Raw genomic sequence first — 20,067 nt, 5'->3', positions numbered from 1 at the left:
GGTTGTAAGCGATTTATTTAACAATTAATTTTTTCTCGAGGGTTCTTGAAAAATGGTCACAAAGATAGAAACTCTTTATTTGATATGCAATACTTGATGTAGAAATATGCTGGAACACAGAGGAATACTGAAAAAAACAGGCAGCGGCACAAAGCTGCACCGCCGCCTGTTAATTAGTTTGTTATCTATACCTGTGTTTATCTCGGCGCTAGTGTAGTTGCAATTCTAACCTCGCCTGTTTTCTTGTTGCCAATTACCAGTACAATGTTATCAGCGTCCTGCACACTTTTTAATGCTTCGGCACTGTAGGTATGAGTAGCACGGGCATTGTTGCCGTTATTTTTAGACGCCAAGTCAATGCTTAAGCTATTTATTTTGCCGCCGACGTACTTTTCTGTGAATTTTAAATCGAAGCCGCTAGACTTAAATGCTTGCTTTGCTACTTCAAGCTCCCGCTTAGTAATCTCTTCCGGCCACAAAGTATATACTATGTAATCTTCATTCTCTACCAAGCGGGCACCACCAGCTTTAGGTATAGCCGGACCTTCGTATTTGCTAGGTTTACCAGGCGGTGGCGGGGGAGGCAATTGCTCTCCTGGAGGTGCTGGTGGCACAGGAGGTATGGCGTCTTTGGCAGGTGCAGGGGGCGGTGGTGGTGTACCTGGCGCTTCTGGTGCTGGTGGTGGTGCAGGTGTTCCTGGAGCTGGTGGTGCTGGTGGTGTTGGCAGCTTTTTGTTGAACTCCTGAACCTGTTTAGAGTCTTTATTTTTCTCAGTTACGATCGAAACCACGCCCTTTGCAGCCCCTTTGCCAAAGGTCTTCTCTGCCGTTTTACCTTTAACTACATGGACGCTATGAATCGTTTGTGGATCAATTTTACGAGCAGCCTCTCTGCTGGTTTTTACTCCGTCAACAAAATACATGGCAGCGTCAGGAAGATTGTCGCCTGCTTGTAGCGCTTCTGGTGCTCTCACCGGTGGCGCAGGTAATTCATCTTTTATCATCACAGGCGGTGGGGGAGGCAGCAATCCTGGGAATTCTCCGTACTTGCTTCTCGCTTTGTCCATGCTTTTTTGGTCCTTCAGGTTATACATTTCAGTAGCCCCCGATTTCAAAAACAAGACTACTGCTTGTGGCCCTTTCTCTGGATGAATCTTCCAGCCCACTTTGTCGATAGTTGGGTTTCTTTTCAAAAAGTTGGTGTACTCCACAGGCAGGTTGTTGCGGTCCTGGTAATAGCCAATGTCCGTCGGCGAAAAAATGCGCTCTCCATCCTGTTGTTGTACAGCGTCATTTTTTTGAGAATCGAACTCGGCCCTAGTAACAACTTGTGCTGGGCCAGGGCCTGACGGGAGAGGGCCGTACTTCTTTTCAGCAGCAGCTCGGCTGTTCTTATCAGCCATGTTGTAGATCTCTTCCGTTGACTCCAGGCGTACTCTGATCTCTTTGCTGGACACCCATTCGAGCTTTCTTACCTGCGGGTTGCGGGCATAGAAAGCTTTGTGCTCTTCAGCTACTTTCTTGGCTCTTGCTTCCTGGTCTGGAGCATCACGTTTTACAACTGGCGGTGTGCTTGGTAGTTTTCCGTACTTCTTCTCAGCCGCCGCCATGCTTTGCTTGTCTCCAAAGGTATAGGTCTCTTCGTCACCAGACTTTAGTGCTATGACAATCTTATTGTTTGACTTCCAGGAAAACTTGCTTACTTCTGGATTGCGAGTGTAAAAGGCTGCATATTCGTCAGTCGGGCTTGCTTCATTCTGTGCTGTTTCCTCTGTTGGAAGTATAGCATCGGTTAATGTGGTAATACCCTCCTGCGAGGCGCTTCTAAAAGCAACCAACAACACAGTTACGAGGGGCAACACAACCAGCAGTCTGAGCCGGTTGGCTTTGCTTGTGGGCATTTTATTCATCATGGCAATTCGTCGTTTAAGTAATGGGAAATTAAACTGATTAGCAAGCTGAGGTTGTGTGGCGCCCACAACTTTCAGTAAGAGATATTGGTATGCTACTCTATCGACGCCAGCATTTACAACATGCTGGTCGGCTATAAATTCAAGGTTTTCTTTCATGGCCTTTTTCATCAGCCACACGCCCGGGTTGAACCAGTAAAACACGGTGCTCAACTCGGCCAGCAGCACATCCAGAGTATGCCAGCCGTTCACGTGTATCTGCTCGTGCCGCAGTATGGACTCCAGTTCGGGCGACTGGTGTTGTGCTGGGTTCAGGTAAATGGTTTTCCAGAACGAAAAGGCTTCACTTATACCTGACACTTTGCGGAAGTCCACGCCCTGATACGAGGCGGGTACTGAGGCGCGGTGAATCTTGTAGAGCGACACAAATTGCACGAGCAGCCGCAGCAGCATCAGTCCGCAGCCGAGCCAAAACAGCCCGACAGGTATAAGCCAGTAGTCGAATGCAGAAGCCTCCTGAGGTATAGCGGAGGGTGTCCAGGCAGGTATAACCACGGCATAGCTTTGCACCACGGCCAGCTCTTCGTGCTTACTGAATAACTCGGTAAGGTCCACCAATGGATATACAGCAGAGAACAAGATGCCGAACACCAGGAAAAGCCGGTTGAGGTGGTAGAACGTGAGTTTGCGCAGCACCAAGTAGTAGGCCAGGTAAAAGAGCACCAGGGCCACGTTCGCTTTCAGCAGGTATAGGAGCAAGTCTGGCATATCATTTCGACTTTTTGTTCTCAATCATATCGATAATCTCTTTCAACTCCTCGGCGCTGATCTGCTTTTCCTTGGCAAAAAAGGCCACCAGCTCTTTGTAGGAGTTTTTAAAATAGTCGCCCACAAAGCCTTTCATGAAGCGTTTCTTGTAATCCTCTTCTTTGATGCTCGGGGTATAGCAGTAGGTGTTACCAAACTTCTCGCTCTGCAGAAAGCCTTTCTTCTCGAGGTTCTTCACCGTAGAGGCCAGCGTAGTATAAGGTGGCTTCGGCTCGTCGAGTTTCTCCAGAAACTCTTTGATAAAACCGCCATCAAGCGACCAGATGGCCTGCATAGCTTCTTCTTCCTGTTGTGTCAGCTTTTCCATAATTCTACGATGTTTTCGTATATTTACGAAGGTTTCGTAGAAAGGTCAAGTATTTGTAATATAATTCTTTGAATATTTTTCTGAATGCTCCACAATCCTGCTAATGCCACCCGTAGACACGGTTTTGGGAATAATGCGGAAACATCTAATTTTAAGAGGCGTCTTAAAGTGTAGCGGTATACCTGTTACAGGTATAGCCATCCATTTATCTAAACTGACCAACATGAAAGCCATACTTGTAAAACAGCCCGGCGGACCAGAGCAACTAATGCTGGGAGAATACGAACAGCCGTTGCCTAAACCTAACGAACTGCTGGTGCGCGTGCATGCCACTGCGCTCAACCGTGCCGACACCTTGCAGCGACAGGGTAAATACCCGCCTCCGAAGGGAGAAAGTCCACTGCTGGGCCTCGAAATAGCCGGAGAGGTAGTAGAAGCAGGTATAAACTGCACCCGCTTCAAAAAAGGCGATAAAATCATGGGTCTGCTACCGGGTGGTGGCTATTCTGAGTATGCCGTGATACACGAAGAAATGGCCATGGCTATACCTGGCAATCTGAGCATGGAAGAAGCCGCCGCTATACCTGAGGTATTCCTCACAGCTTGGCAAGCGATCTCCTGGTTAGGCAAGTTGCAGGCAGGTGAGCGCATACTGATACACGCCGGAGCCAGTGGGGTAGGTACGGCAGGTATACAACTGGCCCGTGCCCTACAAGCCCAGGTGCTGGTAACTGCTTCTGAAAAGAAAGTAAAGGCCTGTCTGGACTTAGGCGCTCACAAAGCGATCGATTATAAGGAGGTGCCTTTTGAGGACGAGGTACTGGCCTTTACCAATTCTGAGGGGGTAGATGTGATCGTGGACTTTATCGCCGGGCCTTACTTTAAGCAAAACATTGCCTGTCTCCGCCTGGATGGCAGGATGGTGCTGTTGGCTAGCTTGGGCGGTGGCAAGGTAGAAGAGTTTGACCTGCGCCAGATACTTGTAAAGCGCCTGCAGGTAATAGGCTCTACGCTTCGTTCCCGCACCCGCGACTACCAGATCAAACTCACACAGGACATGGCTGCTTTTGCGATGCCTTTATTTGAGAACGGCACGATTAAGCCAGTTGTTGATTCTATATTTGACTGGTCTGATGTGGCTGAGGCGCACCGCTACATGGAGGCCAACAAGAATATCGGCAAGATTGTGCTGCGGGTGAGTTAGAAAGGCTATACCTTATACAAGCAAAAAGGGACTGATGTCGCATCAGGCCCCTTTGTTTTTTACGCTAGTTGTACTGCCGTAGTTGCTTGATCAGCACGGCCATGTCTTTCGGGTATGGCGCTTCAACTTTGATCGGCTCCTCGTTCATGAGTCTGAAGCCAATCGTGTGCGAGTGCAGAGCAAATCGTTTGATGAGCGGTTGCTCTTCGGTTTGTTGTTTGAGGTTGAATTTACGTTTCAACGTGCTCAGGTATAGGTCCTCGCCGCCGTACAGTTTATCACCCACAATCGGTGCTCCCAGGAAAGCCAGGTGAATGCGAATCTGGTGCAAGCGGCCTGTTACCGGCATACACTCCAGCAAGGTATGGCGACTGTAGCTTTCCAGCGTCGTGAAATATGTTTCGGCTGGTTTGCCCTGCGGGGTAAGTTTAGCTACGCCTTTGGCACCCGCCAGTATTGAGCGGTTCACGAGTTGGTCTTCAAACTTATGCACGCCCCAGGCTACGGCATGGTATACCTTATACACCTCGCGGTGCTCAAACTGCATGGACATGTGGCGGTAAGCCTCCGGGTTTTTGGCAAACACCAGGCAGCCGGAAGTGTCTTTATCAAGGCGGTGGCAGGCTTGCAGATCCGGGTTATGCTGCTTGGCGAGCTTAAGCAGGTTGGTGGTATTGGGAGTGCGGTCTTCGAGAGTGGACAAAAACGGCGGCTTATTCACCACCAGAAAGTCCTCGTTCTCAAATATGATCAGGTCTTTAAAAACCGGGTATTTCATGCGTAACTGTATCATTAACAAGCGCGGCTATACCTTAGCCACACAGCATGCAAAGATACGCAAATTTGGTGGTAGCTGATTGTTGGTAACTTATTGTTAATTGTTGAATAGCTGAATTGCTAAATGGTTAAGTTGTTGAAACTCCTTTATAATGCTGAATAAAGGTGCGGCTTCTGAGGCAGTTTTCTAACTATTGAGGCAGTTAAGGATATGCCTGATTTATTTAAAAAAATCAACAATTTAACCACTAACTATCCCCTCGCCTTGAGTAGTTTAAAGCGGAGCGTAGTTCCTTTTCCGAGCTCGCTTTTTACAGCGATGAATGAGCGATGGGCTTCGATGATGTGTTTGGAGATGGCCAAGCCGAGGCCTGAGCCTCCTTTGTCGCGGGAGCGGCTCTTGTCGATGCGGTAGAAGCGTTCGAATATGCGGTTGATATGCTCCTGGGCTATACCTGTACCATCGTCTTTTACGGTAATAGTATAGCGCTTGCGACCTTCTGTAAACGAAACCCAGATGTTACCGCCAGTCCTGCCATACTTGATGGCATTGTCCACGAGGTTGATAAACACTTGCCGTATTCGGTTGGGATCGGCGTGCAGCATGACCTTTTCGTTTGGCTCCAGGTCCAGCAGGTGCAGTTTTATCTGGCTGTTACTGGCTTTTTGCTCCAGCTGCTCAAACACCTCCCGTACCAGCTGCACAGCGTCAAAGTCTTGCTTCTCCATTTTCACAACGCCCTTTTCGAACTGCGAGATGCTGATCAGGTCCTGCACCAGGGTGTCAAGGCCATCAAGGCTATTGGCTGCTTTCTGTAGAAACTTATCGCGCACGTTGGGGTCGTCCATGGCGCCGTCGAGCAAGGTATGGATAAAGCCTTGCGCAGCGAAAATAGGAGTCTTGAGTTCGTGCGACACATCAGCCAAAAACTCGCGGCGCATGACCTGCAGGTGCCTGAGTTCGTCAATTTCCTGCTGCTTGCGCTCAGCAATCTGGTAGATGTCGTCTTTTATTTTCCGGAGCGGGTCAGCCGTAAACAGAGAACGGCCCTCTGCTTTGCGGTATTCCTGTTTTTTGATTTTCTCCAGGCTGGAATACACGTTTTTGATCTCACGGAACACCAGTGCCTCATACGAGAAATAGATCAGCAGAAAGCAGCAGATGAACACCAGTACAAGCGCTGCCATTAGGCCCCTTGATGAAAAGTAGCTGGCTAAAGCCAAAAAAGCAGTAAGCACAAGGGCCACTGCCAGGGATACCAAAAGGGCAAGCGTACGGGAGTTTAAATTCATATATCAGTCAGTGTTAAACTTATAGCCAACACCCTTGATGGTTCTGATCTGATCTTCCCCAATCTTCTCACGCACTTTGCGAATGTGAACGTCCACAGTTCGGGCGATCACATATACATCACTGCCCCATACGTTGTTGAGCAGTTCTTCGCGTGTAAATACTTTGTTGGGAGTGGCTGCCAGAAAGGACAGGAGTTCAAACTCCTTTTTTGGGAGTGTGATCTTTTCTTCGCCTTTGTACACGGCGAAGCTGGTGCGGTCTATACGCAAACCCCCGATCTCGATCACCTGTTCCTGCTCTTCCTGCTGCGCATCGCGTCGGGCGTAGGCTGCCAGGCGGCTGAGCAGGGCACGGGGTTTAATGGGTTTTGTAATGAAGTCGTCAGCGCCGGCATCAAAAGCGGCAACTTCGGAGAACTCCTCTGACCGGGCAGTCAGGAAGATAATGTGTGTCTGGCGGAAGTCCTGCTCTTCGCGCAGCTGACGGCAGGCGGCGATACCGTCCAGTACCGGCATCATCACATCCATCAGAATCACATTCGGCTTAAAGGTATGCGCTACCTCTATGGCCTTCTTGCCGTTCTCGGCCTGGGCTACGTCGTAGCCTTCGCGAGCCAGGTTGTACTGCAGTAGCTCCACGATATCCGGGTCATCGTCAACTACCAGTATTTTGTAATGGGCTTGGGTTGGTGTCTGCACGTGTTTATGATTAGAGTTGCCTGTCAGCAGAACAGGCAGGTATAGCTATTGTTGGAAGCCATTTGGCTGCATCCATTTCATGACAAAGATATTATTTCGGCAGGTATGGAATGCGTAGATAACCAAATCATAATATTTTCTTAACATTGGCAGCTCATGTACAAAAAAAGCCAGCTACTAGAGCTGGCTTGTCCTTTATTTCTGTGCCACGAGGGCAGGTTTATGCTTCAGGTTCTTGTGTTCGTACAGGTCCACTTTTACAGCGCCCACAAACATATCAGCCGATATCAGCACCGGCACCTTGTTTCGGTCATCTGACAGGTATACCGTGATCGCATCCTCTCCCTTAAAGAGCTTGTTCTTAGGCATTCGAGGCACCAGTTTGATGGCTCTGAAAGAACCGGCCTTAGTGTTAACTGTTTCGCGGCCCTGGTACGTTACCACCATGTCAAAAGCCTCCTCATCAAAAAAGCCTTTGATGGTGAACTTGTCGCCCGGCTTGAAGCGGTCATAATCCAGTGTGCGGAGGTAATAGAAGCCACTCACGATATCTTGGGCGCCGGCTGGAATTTTATGCGTGCTTTGCTTCTTGTCCTTATTTTTTTTCTTCATCTCTACCTGCGCCGTGTTTGTGAAGTGGTTAAAATCCACTGTCTCACGCTTGCGGTAACTGCCTTCCTCTATATTACGGAAAGAGCGATGAGGCAAAATAGCAGCCGTATCAATGTAAGACTGCCAGGTGTCACGGATCCTGATGAAGAGGTCGAATGAACTGGTTGTTTTGCCGTACACAGTGGCCTTGTAAGTAGGTCTGTCGTTAATGCGATGCAGGCCAGGCGCTATGTCAATCACAGCTTCGGCCGCTGTGATGGGGCCGTAGTGTACTTTGTATTTAAGCAGCTCTCCTGCTGTGAAGCTTTCATTTGGGACAGTGCGTAGCGACTCCTTGGCCACAAAGCCAGAGAGAGCAACTAACACTAACACAATAATTGGTAATATCCTTTTCATAAGCTAACGGGTAAGGCTGGTGTCGTTTACAGTTTGTATCCAACTATTATACCAAATTCAGGCCTTTACACTAAGGTAATATCTTATATTCACACTACCAACAACTTAAAACGCAAAAAGGTGCTATGTAGCATAGCACCTTTTTGATTACTTGTTAACTGGGAATAATGTTCATTCCGCGCCACTTGGATCTTCCAGCGCAGCAGCCACTTTTTCAGGCTCGCCTTTTACGATCGCTCTGATCTTCGCTTCGATCTCTTCCTGCAGCTCTGGGTTGTCAAGCAGAATCTGCTTCACGCCATCGCGGCCCTGACCCAGCTTGTCGCCGTTGTAAGAGAACCAAGAGCCAGACTTCTGCACCACGCCAAGCTCTACGCCCAGGTCAAGGATCTCACCTACTTTAGAGATACCCTCGCCGTACATGATGTCAAATTCTACTACTTTGAACGGAGGCGCTACTTTGTTCTTCACTACCTTCACACGGGTACGGTTACCAGTAATGTTATCAGCAGACTCTTTGATCTGACCAACACGACGGATGTCCAGACGCACAGAGGCGTAGAACTTAAGGGCGTTACCACCCGTAGTGGTTTCCGGGTTACCGAACATCACGCCGATCTTCTCACGAAGCTGGTTGATGAAGATACAGCAGCAGCCGGTCTTGTTGATCGTACCGGTCAGCTTACGCAGTGCCTGTGACATCAAACGAGCCTGAAGGCCCATCTTGCTGTCACCCATGTCGCCTTCCAGTTCGCCTTTCGGTACCAGTGCGGCAACAGAGTCAATTACAATAATGTCGATCGCACCGGAGCGGATCAGGTGATCAGCGATCTCCAGGGCCTGCTCACCATTGTCAGGCTGAGAGATCAGCAGGTTTTCTGTATCGATTCCGAGTTTCTCGGCATATACCTTGTCAAATGCGTGCTCTGCGTCAATGAAGGCAGCCAGGCCACCGGCGCGCTGCGCCTCTGCAATAGCATGCATGGTAAGCGTGGTTTTACCAGAGGATTCAGGACCGTAGATCTCAATGACACGGCCGCGCGGTAAACCGCCAATTCCTAAAGCAATGTCAAGTCCAAGCGAGCCGGTAGAGATAGCCGGAATGTCTTCCACTTTGTTATCGCTTAGCTTCATTACGGTGCCTTTACCGTAAGTCTTGTCAAGCTTGTCTATCGTCAGCTGCAGGGCTTTTAGTTTTTCGTTGCTTACGCTCATGTGTGTTTAATTAAATAGCTTTATATTGATGTGAAATTACGACGTTCAAAATCAATTTGCAAAAAAAGTAACAGGTATTTTGCTAAATATTTTAGTTGAGTATGGCCGTCTTGTTACAACATATATCGATAGGCTTTTGTGCCATATTATTCCCTTTTTTATGAGATATTTCAGGCTTTTATTTTGTGCCTTTGCTGTGCTTTACAGCCCTTTAGCCTACAGTCAGCTCAACAACGACGCACTCAAGCTAACCATACCCGTCAAACCTGAAAATGCTAATCAAATTAGAATTGGGCTGCATGCTTTTGGCTTTTCTAAAAACAATGAGTACTTCAACAGGATAGCCGATGGCTATACCTTGTTTGGTTACCACCTGATGCCGCGGGTAAGCTATTATCCGTCTGCCTCGGTGCGTATAGATGCCGGTGCTTTTCTATGGAAAGACTTTGGCAGCTCGGGCTACCAGGACTTTCAGCCAACCTTCACCGTAAAATGGCAGCGCGAAAACTGGGCATTTGTGTTCGGTACTTTAGAAGGTAACGTCAGTCACGATTATGTAGAGCCGCTCTATGATTTTGAGCGTGTGATCAACGACAGGCTGGAGAACGGGCTGCAGTTTTTGCTGAACACGCATCGTGTCAAACTGGATGCCTGGATTGACTGGAGCAAAATGATCTACCGGGCTGATCCTGTGCGGGAAGAAGTGGCTGGGGGTGTCAGCTCTGCCATACGCCTGCTCAACCGGCCTGGCAGGACAGAAGGGGATACCCTGCGCCTGGCTATACCTGTGCAGTTTACGGCGCAGCACAAAGGCGGGCAGATCGATAGTTCGCCGTTGCCTTTGCTTACCGTGGTCAATGCGGCAGTGGGGATAGAGCTGGAACGGATGCTGCCGCATCGTGTACTCCACCGGGTATACACCAGGAATTATCTGCTGGGTTTTAACGACTACTCCAATACATTCCAGCTTCCGTTTACTAAGGGAGGCGCTATCTACCTCAACGCAGGTATAGACACCAAGTACCAGGATGTGATGCTGAGCTACTGGCGCGGTGACGGGTATATCACCGAGCTAGGGGGGAAGCTTTTTCAGTCAGCGTCCACGACTTACAAAGATCCTGACTACATCCAGGAGGACCGCCATCTGCTGATCCTGCGACTGATGAAGGACATCGAAATCATGGAAGACCTATACCTGACACTCCGGTTAGAGCCTGTGGTCGACCTTGACAATCCAAAGCTGGAGTTTTCGAATGCGCTATACCTGACTTTCGACACTGATTTTTTTGTAGCGAAGCCCCGTAAGTAAAGCCCTGTAAGTAAAGCGGTTTACACGGCAGTCTGGGTGTCGCGCTCTTTGAGCTGCGTTGCCTGCTCGTAATCGTCGCGGGTCATGCCATAGTAGCGCAGGTCCAGCAACTCTTCTGAGTCAGCACCCTTGAAGTCGCTTCGCAGCACCCCTTCCTTTAAGAAGCCGCAATTCTCGGCCAACTGTGAGCATACATTATTATAGTGTGTGCAGCGCATGTATACCTTATTGAGTTTCACGTCCTCAAATGCAAAATGCAACACCGCTTTGAACGCCTCCTGTGCCAGGTCCAGCATTTCAGACCAACTCGTAAAGTATAAGGCTGCCTCTGCTTTTGGCACAGAACGGTCTATGTTTTTGAGCGTGATGTCGCCAATGTATGTATTGCTCTCCCGAAGCCAGACCCCAAAGTCGAACTGCTTGCGGTTGTCCCAGTCGCTGCGCAACTGGGCTAGCTGTATGCGTGCATCTTCGAGTGCGCGTACCCGGGCCACTCTACCTGTAAAGGCGGGACTCAGGGCTGCTGTGTTCTCCTGAATAAGGCTCATAAACTCCTGCTCGTCTCCTTCTGCGTAGGGCCTCAGTACCAGGTGTTCTGTTTCCAGCTGTTCTTCAAAGGCGTCGGGCAAGGTATTGTATAAATAGCTCATAGCGATGGTGTAGTTATAATGAATCAGATGTGACGTTGTTCCGCCTGCTTTGTTTGTCATACGCTATCCAGCTAAAAATGTGGAAATTATCTTCCTTGTCCTGTCACGAGCTAACCGACCAGCGGTCATGGCCGTTACAAGCTTATACAATACATGTGCTTTAACATTAATCAATTGACTATGAAAAACAGATTAGAAGGCAAGGTCGCTATTGTGACAGGCGGCGGTACAGGTATAGGAGAGGCCATCTGCAAGAAATTTGCGCAGGAAGGTGCCCGTGTGGTGGTAGCAGGCTTTCCGGAGGACCCCGTAGACGATGTAGTAAAGGAGATACAGAAGGAAGGAGGAGAAGCAATCGCTTATAATGGTGATATCTCCACAGAAGTCAATGCCAAGGAATGCGTTAAATTGGCTGTAAAGGAGTATGGACAACTTGACATCCTTATTAACAATGCCGGTGTTTTTCCGGAGGTGAATATGCTGCAGGACTATACAGAGGAGGCGCTGGACTACATGATCAAGAACAATATTAAGTCAGCTTTTGCCATGAGCAAGGCCGCGCTGCCTGAACTGCACAAAACAAAAGGAAACATCGTGTCGGCCGGATCGGAGGCCGGTGTGATCGGTATAGCGCAGAATGCGCCCTACGGTGGAACCAAAGGATTTATACATGCCTTCATGAAAGGGCTGGCCGTAGAGCAGGCACAGTTTGGTGTGCGAGTCAATATTGTAGGCCCGGGTCCAATCGACACCGCCTGGACGCACAAAAGCACCGGACCGATGGATAAGAAGATGGTGAAGACCATGAAGGTAGCCACACCCATGGGGCGCAGAGGCAGCCCGGAAGAGGTAGCGAACGTCTACTGCTTCCTGGCCTCGGACGAGGCTTCGTATGTGACGGGTGCACTTTATATGGTTGATGGAGGCATCACGGTCGCCAAAGGCCCTGTAGGTGAGGAGGCGGACTCCAGCATGAAGAAGCAGCCAAAAGGCGACCTGGACCTGGATCACTCCAAAGAGGGGCATACCTCCATCCGGAATAAGTAAGCTTCGATTGATATAGAAAACAAAGCGCCCGCAGGTATAGGTATGCGGGCGCTTTGTTTTATCAGGTATAGCCGCTGGCTATTGGTTCAGTAGGAAAGGGTACTTGAAGTGTTTCGGGCTGTTAAGTTGCTGCTGGCGCATCATCACCTCCAGGGTATGGGCCGTTTCATTGAAATACTCCAGTCTTCGGATCAGCATTTCTTTTTGCAGTACAACGCCGCCTGCTGTTTTCATGTAGGCTCGCTTTTCTTCCAGTACACGCTGCAAAGTATCCATTACGGCGTTCTCGTTCTGCTCAAACCAGCGGGTAAAATCCTCCAGACGAGCAGCACCTGCTATTTCAGATTTGAAGTCAAGGCCGTGCAGGCGCAGGATGTCAGCCAGCAGGTCTACCTCCAGCGGAATAGATACATTGTAAGGCATGGAGCGAACTTCCAGTCTGCTGTTCAGGGCTCCAATGATAGTGGCCAGGTTGTCTTTAAAGCGAACGTATAGCGCTGCCGCCTCCATAAGTTTCAGGGTAATGTGTCAAAAATCAGTACAGCCGCAAAATTACACCAATAAGCTTAGATTGCTAAATTGTTCAGTAAATTGTTGATTGCTGGTTGTTAATTGTTGTCTCTTGAATGGTTGAATTGTTCAATTGCTGAATTGTTGACGTCCTATATGACTGAAAATTTGTTAAGTTCACTCCTCCAATCTTACTAGAAAACAATATCTAGTCGGCTTGAGCTATACCTGAGAAATTTTAAATAATCAACAATAAGCAATCAACAATTAAAGCAACTCCTGAATCAGCTGCTCAACCGTAATGCCCTCGGCCTCGGCTTTGAAGTTGCGCACGATGCGGTGACGCAGAATAGGGAGTGCAACAGCCTGCACATCTTCTATATCAGGCGAGTACTTGCCATTGAGCAGGGCATTGCACTTCGCTCCGATAATCAAATGCTGGGAGGCACGCGGACCGGCACCCCACTCCAGGTATTGACTGGCCCGTTCTGACCCTATCGCTGTATTAGGGCGGGTTTTGTGAACAAGCTTCACAGCATACTCCACCACATTGTCCACCACAGGTACGCGGCGCACCAGTTGCTGGAAAGCCATGATGTCATCAGCGTGCAAGATCTTGTCAAGTGCCACACGGGCAGCGCCGGTTGTGTTCTTCACAATCTGCAGCTCCGACTCGTAGCTCGGGTAGCCCAGCGTGATGTTGAACATGAAGCGGTCGAGCTGTGCCTCAGGCAGGGGGTAGGTGCCTTCCTGCTCGATCGGGTTTTGGGTGGCAAGTACGAAGAACGGGCGTGGAAGCTCGTAGCGCTTGCCGGCAACTGTCACGGCATACTCCTGCATGGCTTCCAGCAGGGCTGCCTGTGTTTTGGGGGGAGTACGGTTGATCTCGTCAGCCAGAATAATGTTGGCGAAGATTGGGCCCGTCACAAAGTTGAAGTTGCGGTCCTTGTCCAGCGTCTCGGCTCCTACAATATCGCTTGGCATCAAATCCGGGGTAAACTGTACCCGACTGAAGGACATGTCAAGCGAAGAGGCGATGGTCTGGATGAGGAGGGTTTTGGCAAGACCGGGAACACCGACCAGAAGGCAGTGCCCCTGACAAAAAACGGCTGTGAGCACCAGGCGCACGACCTCTTCCTGTCCTACTATGACTTTAGATATTTCGGAAGTGAGGTCCTGGTAGGAGCGGTGCAGCGCATCAGCTGCTTCTTTGTCAGAGGTATACTGCTTCATGGGTGTCTATTGCGTTAAGTCAAGCACTTTGCATCGATCGTAGTCCGGATCGATCTCAATGAATACGGTGTCAATGTTTTTTCGGAACCACTCATCCACAGCTTTGTCTCTTTTCTGTGCCAGGGCGGCGGCGGCGATCTTCTGGTAGTCGTCGCGCAGGTTGGCGAGGTGAGGAGACGATTTGTAACGAAGCTGGATGATGCGGGCTGCTTCTCTACCGTCAGGCGTTGTGAAGCTAACCGGCTTCGATACGTCACCAACTTTCATGGTGTCGATCACGAAGAATATACCTGGTTCCACTTCATCCATCGGGATGTAAGAGCTACCAGTCATACGGCTCATCAGGGTACCACCGTTGTCTTTTGTGTTCTTGTCGTCCGAAAAATCTTTGGCAGCCTTGGCAAAGCTGATGCTGTCATTCACGATCAGCGTACGCACACTGTCCAGGGCGGCGATGGCATCCTGCACATCTACACGGGCGGTGGCAGGCTTGATAAGGATATGACGTGTGTTGAACTCCTGGCCTTTGCGCTCGATCATCTGGATCAGGTGGAAGCCGAACATGGACTCTATGACATTAGACATCTGGCCTGGCTCGAGGCGCAGCGCAGCGGCTTCATACTCTGGTACCAGTTCTTTCTTCTTGAAGAAGCCCAGTTCTCCACCAGCTTCTGCTGAACCCGGGTCTTGCGAATACTCGCGTGCCAGTGTGGCAAAGTCTTCTCCGGCCACAATGCGCTCACGTAGAGCTTCCAGTTGCTGGCGGGCAGCCTGCTTCTGCTGGCGGCTTACCTCTGCATACTTCACGATGTGGCTCAACTGTACTTCGCTGGAGAAGTAAGGCAAGCTGTCAGCCGGGATCTGGTTGAAGTAACGGCGCACCTCTTTCGGGGTAACGGTTACTTTCTCAGTGATATCACGCTGCATCTTTTCAGACACCATCTGGTTGCGAACAGTGCGGCGCAGTTCGTCGCGCAGCTGCTTAATGCTCTTTTTGTAGTACTGCTCAAGACGCTCGGTACCACCCACTTGTGAGGCCAGATAATCAATTCGGCGGTTCAGCTCACCGGTTACGGCAGCTTCCTCCACTACAACTGAGTCAATCTCGGCACGGGCCAGCAATAGCTTCTCCTGTACCATCGACTTAAGTATCTCGCACTTCAACGGCTCGTTCTGTTCGCTTGGCTGCTGTTTGTTCTGGGCCAGGTACTGCAGGTAGCTGAATTCAAGTTCGGAACGCAGGATCACATGGTTGTCTACCTTGGCAATAATGCCGTCCAGTTTTTTCTGGGTAGGTGCCTGTGCCGTAGCTGTAAATACCGTAATCAGGCTGAGCAGTAGCAGGGCCAGGTTTTTCGTTTTATAGATTGTGTTATGCATGTTGGCTTCTATCGGTTCTCTCGTTGCGGACCCGCTTTATTTTCTGATAATTTTATCGACCTCTGTCTGGTTAACGCTAACCGGGTTCTTTTCCTGCAGCTGCTTTACCCACTGCTCGTCCAGGTAGTTCTGGTAGTCAGCCGTTACCTGACCTCTCACTTCAGACAGCTGCTTGGGAGCAGGAGCCAGTACATCGTGCACGATCACCAGGTACTTGCGTCCGTTCAGTTCGGTGTTGTAAGAGCCTTTTTCCCACTTCACAGCGTCCACAGCTTTGTTTTCGCCTTTCTGGAATTTTTTCTCGACGATCTGTACACCCAGCGGGTTGCCAGCATTCAGGTTGTCAGCCAGTGCACTCAACTCTGAAGAGTAAAGCGTGAACGACACGCGTCTGTTGCGGCGGCGGCCTGTTTCGGTATTGTCAGCGGCGGCTTGCTTGGTTTTGCCCAGTGCTTTGGCGCTGAGCTGGTCTGCTGCTACGCCACGGGCAGTCAGGTAAGCCATTACAGCCTGCGAGCGCTCTGCGGAAAGGTCACGCTTGCCAGCTGCTTCACGTGCATCGGCATGACCATTCACTTCCAGCGTCAGGTTCGGGTTGTTGCTTAACCGGTCAGCCAGTTCGTTCAGTCGGGCTATACTTGCCTGATCCGGGGTGGCGCTGTTCGTTTCGAAAGTAATATCGGCTGGTTTGCCGTTGCGTACCTCGTAGCGGCGCTCACTCAACTGCTGCTGTGCTTTAGAGAGTAACTCCGCATTGGCAGCGCTGATCACGGTGGCCTGTGCACGCTCTTTCCACTGGTACTTATCACGGTTCTGCTCAAAGTACGCCTGGAGGCCAGCTGTGTCTTCTACAGCCTTTGACCATACCTTCTCGTCCATCAACTGGAACAGCAGGATGCCGTCGTGGTACTCACGCACCAGCATGCGGTAATCCGGATACTTGTTCTCCAGGTTGGCACGCTCGTAGGCCAACAAGCTCTTCTGCACGAAGTTGTCATAAAACGAGCTCATGTGGTGCTGTGGGGTGCCCGCCATACGCGGACGTTGCTCAGCCTTCACATAGCTATAGAAGTCGGCCACGGTATAAGGCTTGCCCTGTATCGTGAACAGTGTGTTCTTCAGTGATCTATCAGCGGCATCATAGTCCCATTTGCCTTGCATCAGGGCATCAGTAGCCTTACCCAAGGCAGCGGCTTTCACAGTGGCATCTTCGCTGAAGTTGTTTTCTGTTTTGATGCGCTTCAGGAAGGCTGCTTTGTTCAGCTCGGAGCGGGAGTCTTTGGCAATCTTGTTGCGTAGGTTCTGCTCCATGTCCTCAAACGGAGGAAGCGATTGCTTGCCGACAAGCTTGATAATGTGCCAGCCATAAGGCGTCAGCACCGGAGGGGCCACTTCACCCTCTTTTTTCAAGGCAAATGATACCTCCTCAAACGAAGGGATCATGCGGCCGGTACCGAACCAGGGCAGCTCCCCGCCGTTGGCGGCAGAGTTGGCGTCCTCTGAAAACTCAGCGGCCAGGCGGTCCCAGCTCTCGTTGCGCTGCACTCGCTTGTAGATAGCATCGATGCGCTGCTTGGCTGCCAGCGAGTCTGCCTTCGGCATACCCGGTGTGGCACGTACCATGATATGAGCTACTTTTACTTCGCCCTGTGCGGCACGCTTGTCGTTTACCTTGATCAGGTGATAGCCGAATCGGGTGCGAACCGGCATCGAGATCTGACCAACTGGTGTTTTGTAGGCGGCGTCTTCGAAGCGATATACCATCTGCATGGCCGTAAAGTAGCCTAAGTTACCGCCGTTTTCAGCTGCCGATGGGTCGTGTGAAAACTCACGGGCAAGCTTTTCAAAGGCCTCTCCAGCCTCCAATCGCTTGCGCAACTCCAGGGCCTGGTTGTAGGCTGCCAGTGTGTCCTGCGGGCTTGGATCGTTGGGTAGACCGAGAAGTATGTGCGATGCGTTCACCTCCTGTTTCAGGCGCTCGTAAGCCTCCTGCACCAGCTGGTCGGTCACACTTTTTTCGGTGAGGTAAGGTTGGGCGAGTTGTTCCTTATAGCCCTCCAGTTCGCGCTTAAAAGCGGTGGTGGTGTCCAGGCCACGGCTTTCGCCTTCCATCACCTTCAGCTTGAAACGGGTATAGAGATCGAGGTACTCGCTTACACTCTGGCGAGTATAGGCGTCTTCATTGCCTCCGTTGTTCTTCTCATACACATACTGAAACTCGGATGTGTAAATAGGTTGGGAGCCAATGGTCGCAATGATAGGTTCCTGCTTGTCATTCTTCCTGGTTGCGGTACAGCCAGCCATTAGGAGGGCCGCTGCCGCAACAAGTAGTTGATTGCTGCGCATAAATAGATGATAAACTAACGCTTGGTTTTGTCCTGACGAGGTCAGATCATGCAATTTTAGTTAATTTTTCTGACAGATTAGTCAAAAAGTACCACTATAATCCTATTGCATGCGATTTCGTTCCGGATAACGGACAAGGGGCGCTAAAAGTGTGCAGCTCAGCCCTATTTAATTTTTTTGTAGAGGAGGCAGGTGTTCTGCCTATCGTCTGACTCGAACTCCACGCGATCCATGATGCGGTTGACGAGGGCGATGCCGACGCCCCCCTTTTTGCCGATCCGGATATGTTCTTCGATGTTAGGCTCTTTGTATTCTGAGCGGCGAAAAGCCACGCCATTATCGGTAATCTCGAATTTGAGCATCCCGCTCTTCTCCGTTATGGCCATTGAAATGGATTTGGAAGGATCTTCCTGATTGGCGTGGATGATGAGGTTCGCGCATATCTCATCCACAGCCAATACGATCTGATTCATCAGGATATCTGTCAGTTTGTAACCTGCCAGATACTCCGTGACGAAGTCCCGTATTTGCTTCAGATTTTTTTTAGTACAGCTAACTGTAATTTTATTATTCATCAGCAATGGTCATGGCTTCCTCGTAATCCGAAACGATAGTCATGAGCAGGTCAAGGCCCAGGATTTCGAACACGTTGCGCACTTTGTCCTGCATGTTGTAGAAAATGAGTTTGATCTGTGCATCCTCAAATCGCTGCAGGTGCGAAATGAATACCCCAAGGCCTGCAGACGAGATGTAGTTCAGGTCTTTGCAGTCTACCAGGATCTTGCTGTAGGTCATGATCTCGGGGTCGGAAAGCGCTTCATCGAGCATAACTGATGAGCTTGCGTCCAGTTCACCATCCAGGGTGATGATGATTGTCGTGTCTTTGATTTGGTTAGTAATTTTCATCGGCATCCTTTACGTATAACTATTCACTAGGTTGAGTCGGCTTAAACTTGATGACAAGCAGCGTCTGGTCATCATATAGGTTTTCTGTGGGACCGGTAAAATCCTCCAGGTCGTTAATAATAGCACACTTGATATCCTCGGCCTCCAAGTGGTAGGTCTGGGTGAGCATATAGCGCAATCTGTCCTCTCCATACTCCTCGTTGGCAGGGCTGCGAGCCTCCACGATACCATCTGTGTAAATCACCATCACATCGCTCGGGTTGTAGTCATAATACATTTCCCGAACGTGATTGTTATAACTTTTATCACGAATGATACCAAGTCCCAACCCGTCCGTCTGGAAATAGAAAGTGTCATCCATCATGGAGTTGTAGTACAGGGTATGGCAGTGGCCTGCGCGGGCAAACATAAAGCCCTTCATGCGATAATCAATGATGTATAGCGCAGAAGTAATAAAAGAGGTTTTCTCAAGGCATCGGCTCAGGGCGCTGTTAGCTTGTTTCATGAACTCACTAGGCGGCATATCCTGCTGCATCAGGCCATGGAAAATACCCTTCATCTGGGCCATGTGGAAGGCCGCCGAAATACCTTTGCCCGACACGTCGCCGATGATAATGGCAATGCGTGACTCGCTCAATTGCAGAAAGTCATAAAAGTCACCACCTACTTCTTTGGCTGCTTTCGCATGCGTGGAAATCTCGAACCAGCTGTCACTCGGGAATTTTTTCGGGATAAGGCTATCCTGTACGAGCGAGGCAATTTTGAGCTCCTCTTTGTAACGCTCGTTTTGCAGTGACTCATGTACAAGGCGCAGGTTTTCGATCGTGAGAATGGTCTGGTTGGTGAAGGTGCGCAGTACGTTCACCGTTTCCCTGTCAAAGCCTTGCTCAATGTCCTTCAGCAGGTATAGCACCCCAAAGAGGTGCTTCTTCGATTTGATCGGCAGAATGATCAGCGATTTCCAAGGCAGCGTCAGGTCCCGGAAGCCAGGGTTACGGTCGAGGTTATTGTTGATGTAGTCGATGTGCTGGATGTTGTAGGCCAGCAGCAAGTGCCGTATACGCTTGATCTGTTCTTCTTCTATGGTGAGCTGATGGCACAACTCTATTTCATCTTTTTTCTCTCCTTTGAATATCTCGAGCCAGGCAGCGCTGGCATCGGCCGCCTTCACGGTGCTCTCAAAAAGCATGTCGTATACCTGTTTCTCGCTCTGGCCCTGCTGTATAGACTGGCTCAGGCGCTGGAAGTTGAGCAGGTCTTCGCTCTTTTGCTCAAACACACTCGAGGTAGGTAAGCTGAAGAGTGCTACCAGGAAGGCGGCGAAGGTATACAGCGCCACAAAGAACATAGCCAGCAGCAGGAAACCTACATCAGTATAGTCGATTACCAGCAGCGGACTGTCTGCAAAGTTGTAAAAGAAGTCTGCGAAGATGTAGCAGGCCAGC

General features: G+C 50.0%; 18 protein-coding genes. 3 read left to right on the top strand and 15 right to left on the bottom strand.

Translation table 11 applies throughout. The features are described 5' to 3' along the window. Positions 1 to 197: 197 nt before the first annotated feature. Both I0P70_RS15805 and I0P70_RS15800 read right to left on the bottom strand, forming a co-directional pair. Entirely contained in the window at positions 198 to 2,678 is a 2,481-nt protein-coding gene (locus I0P70_RS15805) for a M56 family metallopeptidase (protein ID WP_196119885.1), read from the bottom strand. 1 nt (position 2,679) lies between these two features. Then, the gene (locus I0P70_RS15800) at positions 2,680 to 3,045 is read right to left on the bottom strand and encodes a BlaI/MecI/CopY family transcriptional regulator (protein WP_196119883.1); all 366 of its coding nucleotides are present in this window, start codon (positions 3,043 to 3,045) and stop codon (positions 2,680 to 2,682) included. Between the two features lie 223 nt (positions 3,046 to 3,268). On the opposite strand from I0P70_RS15800, the gene I0P70_RS15795 reads away from it, so the two are divergent. Beyond that, positions 3,269 to 4,249 (top strand): NAD(P)H-quinone oxidoreductase, encoded by a 981-nt coding sequence (locus I0P70_RS15795; RefSeq protein WP_196119881.1) that lies wholly within the window; start codon positions 3,269 to 3,271, stop codon positions 4,247 to 4,249. A 64-nt stretch (positions 4,250 to 4,313) separates the two neighbouring features. Here the strand turns inward: I0P70_RS15795 and I0P70_RS15790 are convergent, their stop codons facing one another. The 5 genes from I0P70_RS15790 to recA form a co-directional block, all read right to left on the bottom strand. After that, the gene (locus tag I0P70_RS15790; RefSeq protein WP_196120219.1) at positions 4,314 to 5,027 is read right to left on the bottom strand and encodes an RluA family pseudouridine synthase; all 714 of its coding nucleotides are present in this window, start codon (positions 5,025 to 5,027) and stop codon (positions 4,314 to 4,316) included. A gap of 251 nt (positions 5,028 to 5,278) precedes the next feature. Continuing rightward, positions 5,279 to 6,319, bottom strand: a complete 1,041-nt coding sequence (locus tag I0P70_RS15785; protein ID WP_196119879.1) for a cell wall metabolism sensor histidine kinase WalK — start codon at positions 6,317 to 6,319, stop codon at positions 5,279 to 5,281. Between the two features lie 3 nt (positions 6,320 to 6,322). Beyond that, positions 6,323 to 7,018 carry a response regulator transcription factor gene (locus tag I0P70_RS15780; protein ID WP_196119877.1) on the bottom strand — a complete coding sequence of 232 codons (696 nt, stop codon included), beginning with the start codon at positions 7,016 to 7,018 and terminating at the stop codon, positions 6,323 to 6,325. Between the two features lie 195 nt (positions 7,019 to 7,213). After that, positions 7,214 to 8,026, bottom strand: coding sequence for a DUF3108 domain-containing protein (locus I0P70_RS15775; RefSeq protein ID WP_196119875.1), 813 nt, complete (start codon positions 8,024 to 8,026; stop codon positions 7,214 to 7,216). A 171-nt stretch (positions 8,027 to 8,197) separates the two neighbouring features. Further along, the gene (recA, locus tag I0P70_RS15770; protein ID WP_007657847.1) at positions 8,198 to 9,241 is read right to left on the bottom strand and encodes a recombinase RecA; all 1,044 of its coding nucleotides are present in this window, start codon (positions 9,239 to 9,241) and stop codon (positions 8,198 to 8,200) included. Between the two features lie 196 nt (positions 9,242 to 9,437). On the opposite strand from recA, the gene I0P70_RS15765 reads away from it, so the two are divergent. Beyond that, positions 9,438 to 10,550, top strand: coding sequence for a hypothetical protein (locus I0P70_RS15765; RefSeq protein ID WP_196119873.1), 1,113 nt, complete (start codon positions 9,438 to 9,440; stop codon positions 10,548 to 10,550). 20 nt (positions 10,551 to 10,570) lie between these two features. On the opposite strand, the gene I0P70_RS15760 is transcribed toward I0P70_RS15765, so the two are convergent. After that, positions 10,571 to 11,260 (bottom strand): GNAT family N-acetyltransferase, encoded by a 690-nt coding sequence (locus I0P70_RS15760; protein ID WP_196119871.1) that lies wholly within the window; start codon positions 11,258 to 11,260, stop codon positions 10,571 to 10,573. Positions 11,261 to 11,380: 120 nt separating this feature from the next. On the opposite strand from I0P70_RS15760, the gene I0P70_RS15755 reads away from it, so the two are divergent. Beyond that, positions 11,381 to 12,247: an SDR family NAD(P)-dependent oxidoreductase gene (locus I0P70_RS15755; RefSeq protein ID WP_196119869.1), complete on the top strand. Its 867-nt coding sequence runs from the start codon at positions 11,381 to 11,383 to the stop codon at positions 12,245 to 12,247. A 78-nt stretch (positions 12,248 to 12,325) separates the two neighbouring features. Here the strand turns inward: I0P70_RS15755 and I0P70_RS15750 are convergent, their stop codons facing one another. The 7 genes from I0P70_RS15750 to I0P70_RS15720 form a co-directional block, all read right to left on the bottom strand. Beyond that, positions 12,326 to 12,757 (bottom strand): hypothetical protein, encoded by a 432-nt coding sequence (locus I0P70_RS15750; RefSeq protein WP_196119867.1) that lies wholly within the window; start codon positions 12,755 to 12,757, stop codon positions 12,326 to 12,328. A gap of 267 nt (positions 12,758 to 13,024) precedes the next feature. Further along, positions 13,025 to 13,990, bottom strand: coding sequence for a MoxR family ATPase (locus I0P70_RS15745; protein ID WP_196119866.1), 966 nt, complete (start codon positions 13,988 to 13,990; stop codon positions 13,025 to 13,027). 6 nt (positions 13,991 to 13,996) lie between these two features. After that, complete coding sequence (locus I0P70_RS15740) at positions 13,997 to 15,370, bottom strand: peptidylprolyl isomerase (RefSeq protein WP_196119864.1); 1,374 nt, start codon at positions 15,368 to 15,370, stop codon at positions 13,997 to 13,999. Positions 15,371 to 15,406: 36 nt separating this feature from the next. Further along, positions 15,407 to 17,716, bottom strand: coding sequence for a peptidylprolyl isomerase (locus I0P70_RS15735; RefSeq protein WP_230392245.1), 2,310 nt, complete (start codon positions 17,714 to 17,716; stop codon positions 15,407 to 15,409). 164 nt (positions 17,717 to 17,880) lie between these two features. Continuing rightward, positions 17,881 to 18,291, bottom strand: coding sequence for an ATP-binding protein (locus I0P70_RS15730; protein ID WP_196119862.1), 411 nt, complete (start codon positions 18,289 to 18,291; stop codon positions 17,881 to 17,883). Next, the gene (locus tag I0P70_RS15725) at positions 18,284 to 18,622 is read right to left on the bottom strand and encodes an STAS domain-containing protein (protein ID WP_040574303.1); all 339 of its coding nucleotides are present in this window, start codon (positions 18,620 to 18,622) and stop codon (positions 18,284 to 18,286) included. The genes I0P70_RS15730 and I0P70_RS15725 overlap by 8 nt, the downstream gene beginning before the upstream one ends. A 19-nt stretch (positions 18,623 to 18,641) precedes the next feature. Beyond that, the coding region (locus I0P70_RS15720; protein ID WP_196119860.1) for a GAF domain-containing SpoIIE family protein phosphatase at positions 18,642 to 20,067 on the bottom strand (1,426 nt) is incomplete at its 5' end.

Origin of the sequence: Pontibacter sp. FD36 (assembly GCF_015686655.1) — a bacterium.
Classification (GTDB): domain Bacteria; phylum Bacteroidota; class Bacteroidia; order Cytophagales; family Hymenobacteraceae; genus Pontibacter.
This window is presented reverse-complemented; position numbering and strand designations above follow the sequence as displayed.

Excerpts from the sequence above, each read along its gene's own strand:
- I0P70_RS15800 (WP_196119883.1), bottom strand. The coding sequence starts at position 3,045 with ATGGAAAAGCTGACACAACAGGAAGAAGAAGCTATGCAGGCCATCTGG.
- I0P70_RS15790 (WP_196120219.1), bottom strand. The coding sequence starts at position 5,027 with ATGAAATACCCGGTTTTTAAAGACCTGATCATATTTGAGAACGAGGAC.
- I0P70_RS15750 (WP_196119867.1), bottom strand. The coding sequence starts at position 12,757 with ATGGAGGCGGCAGCGCTATACGTTCGCTTTAAAGACAACCTGGCCACT.
- I0P70_RS15785 (WP_196119879.1), bottom strand. The coding sequence starts at position 6,319 with ATGAATTTAAACTCCCGTACGCTTGCCCTTTTGGTATCCCTGGCAGTG.
- I0P70_RS15775 (WP_196119875.1), bottom strand. The coding sequence starts at position 8,026 with ATGAAAAGGATATTACCAATTATTGTGTTAGTGTTAGTTGCTCTCTCT.
- I0P70_RS15730 (WP_196119862.1), bottom strand. The coding sequence starts at position 18,291 with ATGAATAATAAAATTACAGTTAGCTGTACTAAAAAAAATCTGAAGCAA.
- I0P70_RS15795 (WP_196119881.1), top strand. The coding sequence starts at position 3,269 with ATGAAAGCCATACTTGTAAAACAGCCCGGCGGACCAGAGCAACTAATG.
- I0P70_RS15755 (WP_196119869.1), top strand. The coding sequence starts at position 11,381 with ATGAAAAACAGATTAGAAGGCAAGGTCGCTATTGTGACAGGCGGCGGT.
- I0P70_RS15745 (WP_196119866.1), bottom strand. The coding sequence starts at position 13,990 with ATGAAGCAGTATACCTCTGACAAAGAAGCAGCTGATGCGCTGCACCGC.
- I0P70_RS15725 (WP_040574303.1), bottom strand. The coding sequence starts at position 18,622 with ATGAAAATTACTAACCAAATCAAAGACACGACAATCATCATCACCCTG.
- I0P70_RS15760 (WP_196119871.1), bottom strand. The coding sequence starts at position 11,260 with ATGACAAACAAAGCAGGCGGAACAACGTCACATCTGATTCATTATAAC.
- recA (WP_007657847.1), bottom strand. The coding sequence starts at position 9,241 with ATGAGCGTAAGCAACGAAAAACTAAAAGCCCTGCAGCTGACGATAGAC.
- I0P70_RS15805 (WP_196119885.1), bottom strand. The coding sequence starts at position 2,678 with ATGCCAGACTTGCTCCTATACCTGCTGAAAGCGAACGTGGCCCTGGTG.
- I0P70_RS15735 (WP_230392245.1), bottom strand. The coding sequence starts at position 17,716 with ATGCGCAGCAATCAACTACTTGTTGCGGCAGCGGCCCTCCTAATGGCT.
- I0P70_RS15740 (WP_196119864.1), bottom strand. The coding sequence starts at position 15,370 with ATGCATAACACAATCTATAAAACGAAAAACCTGGCCCTGCTACTGCTC.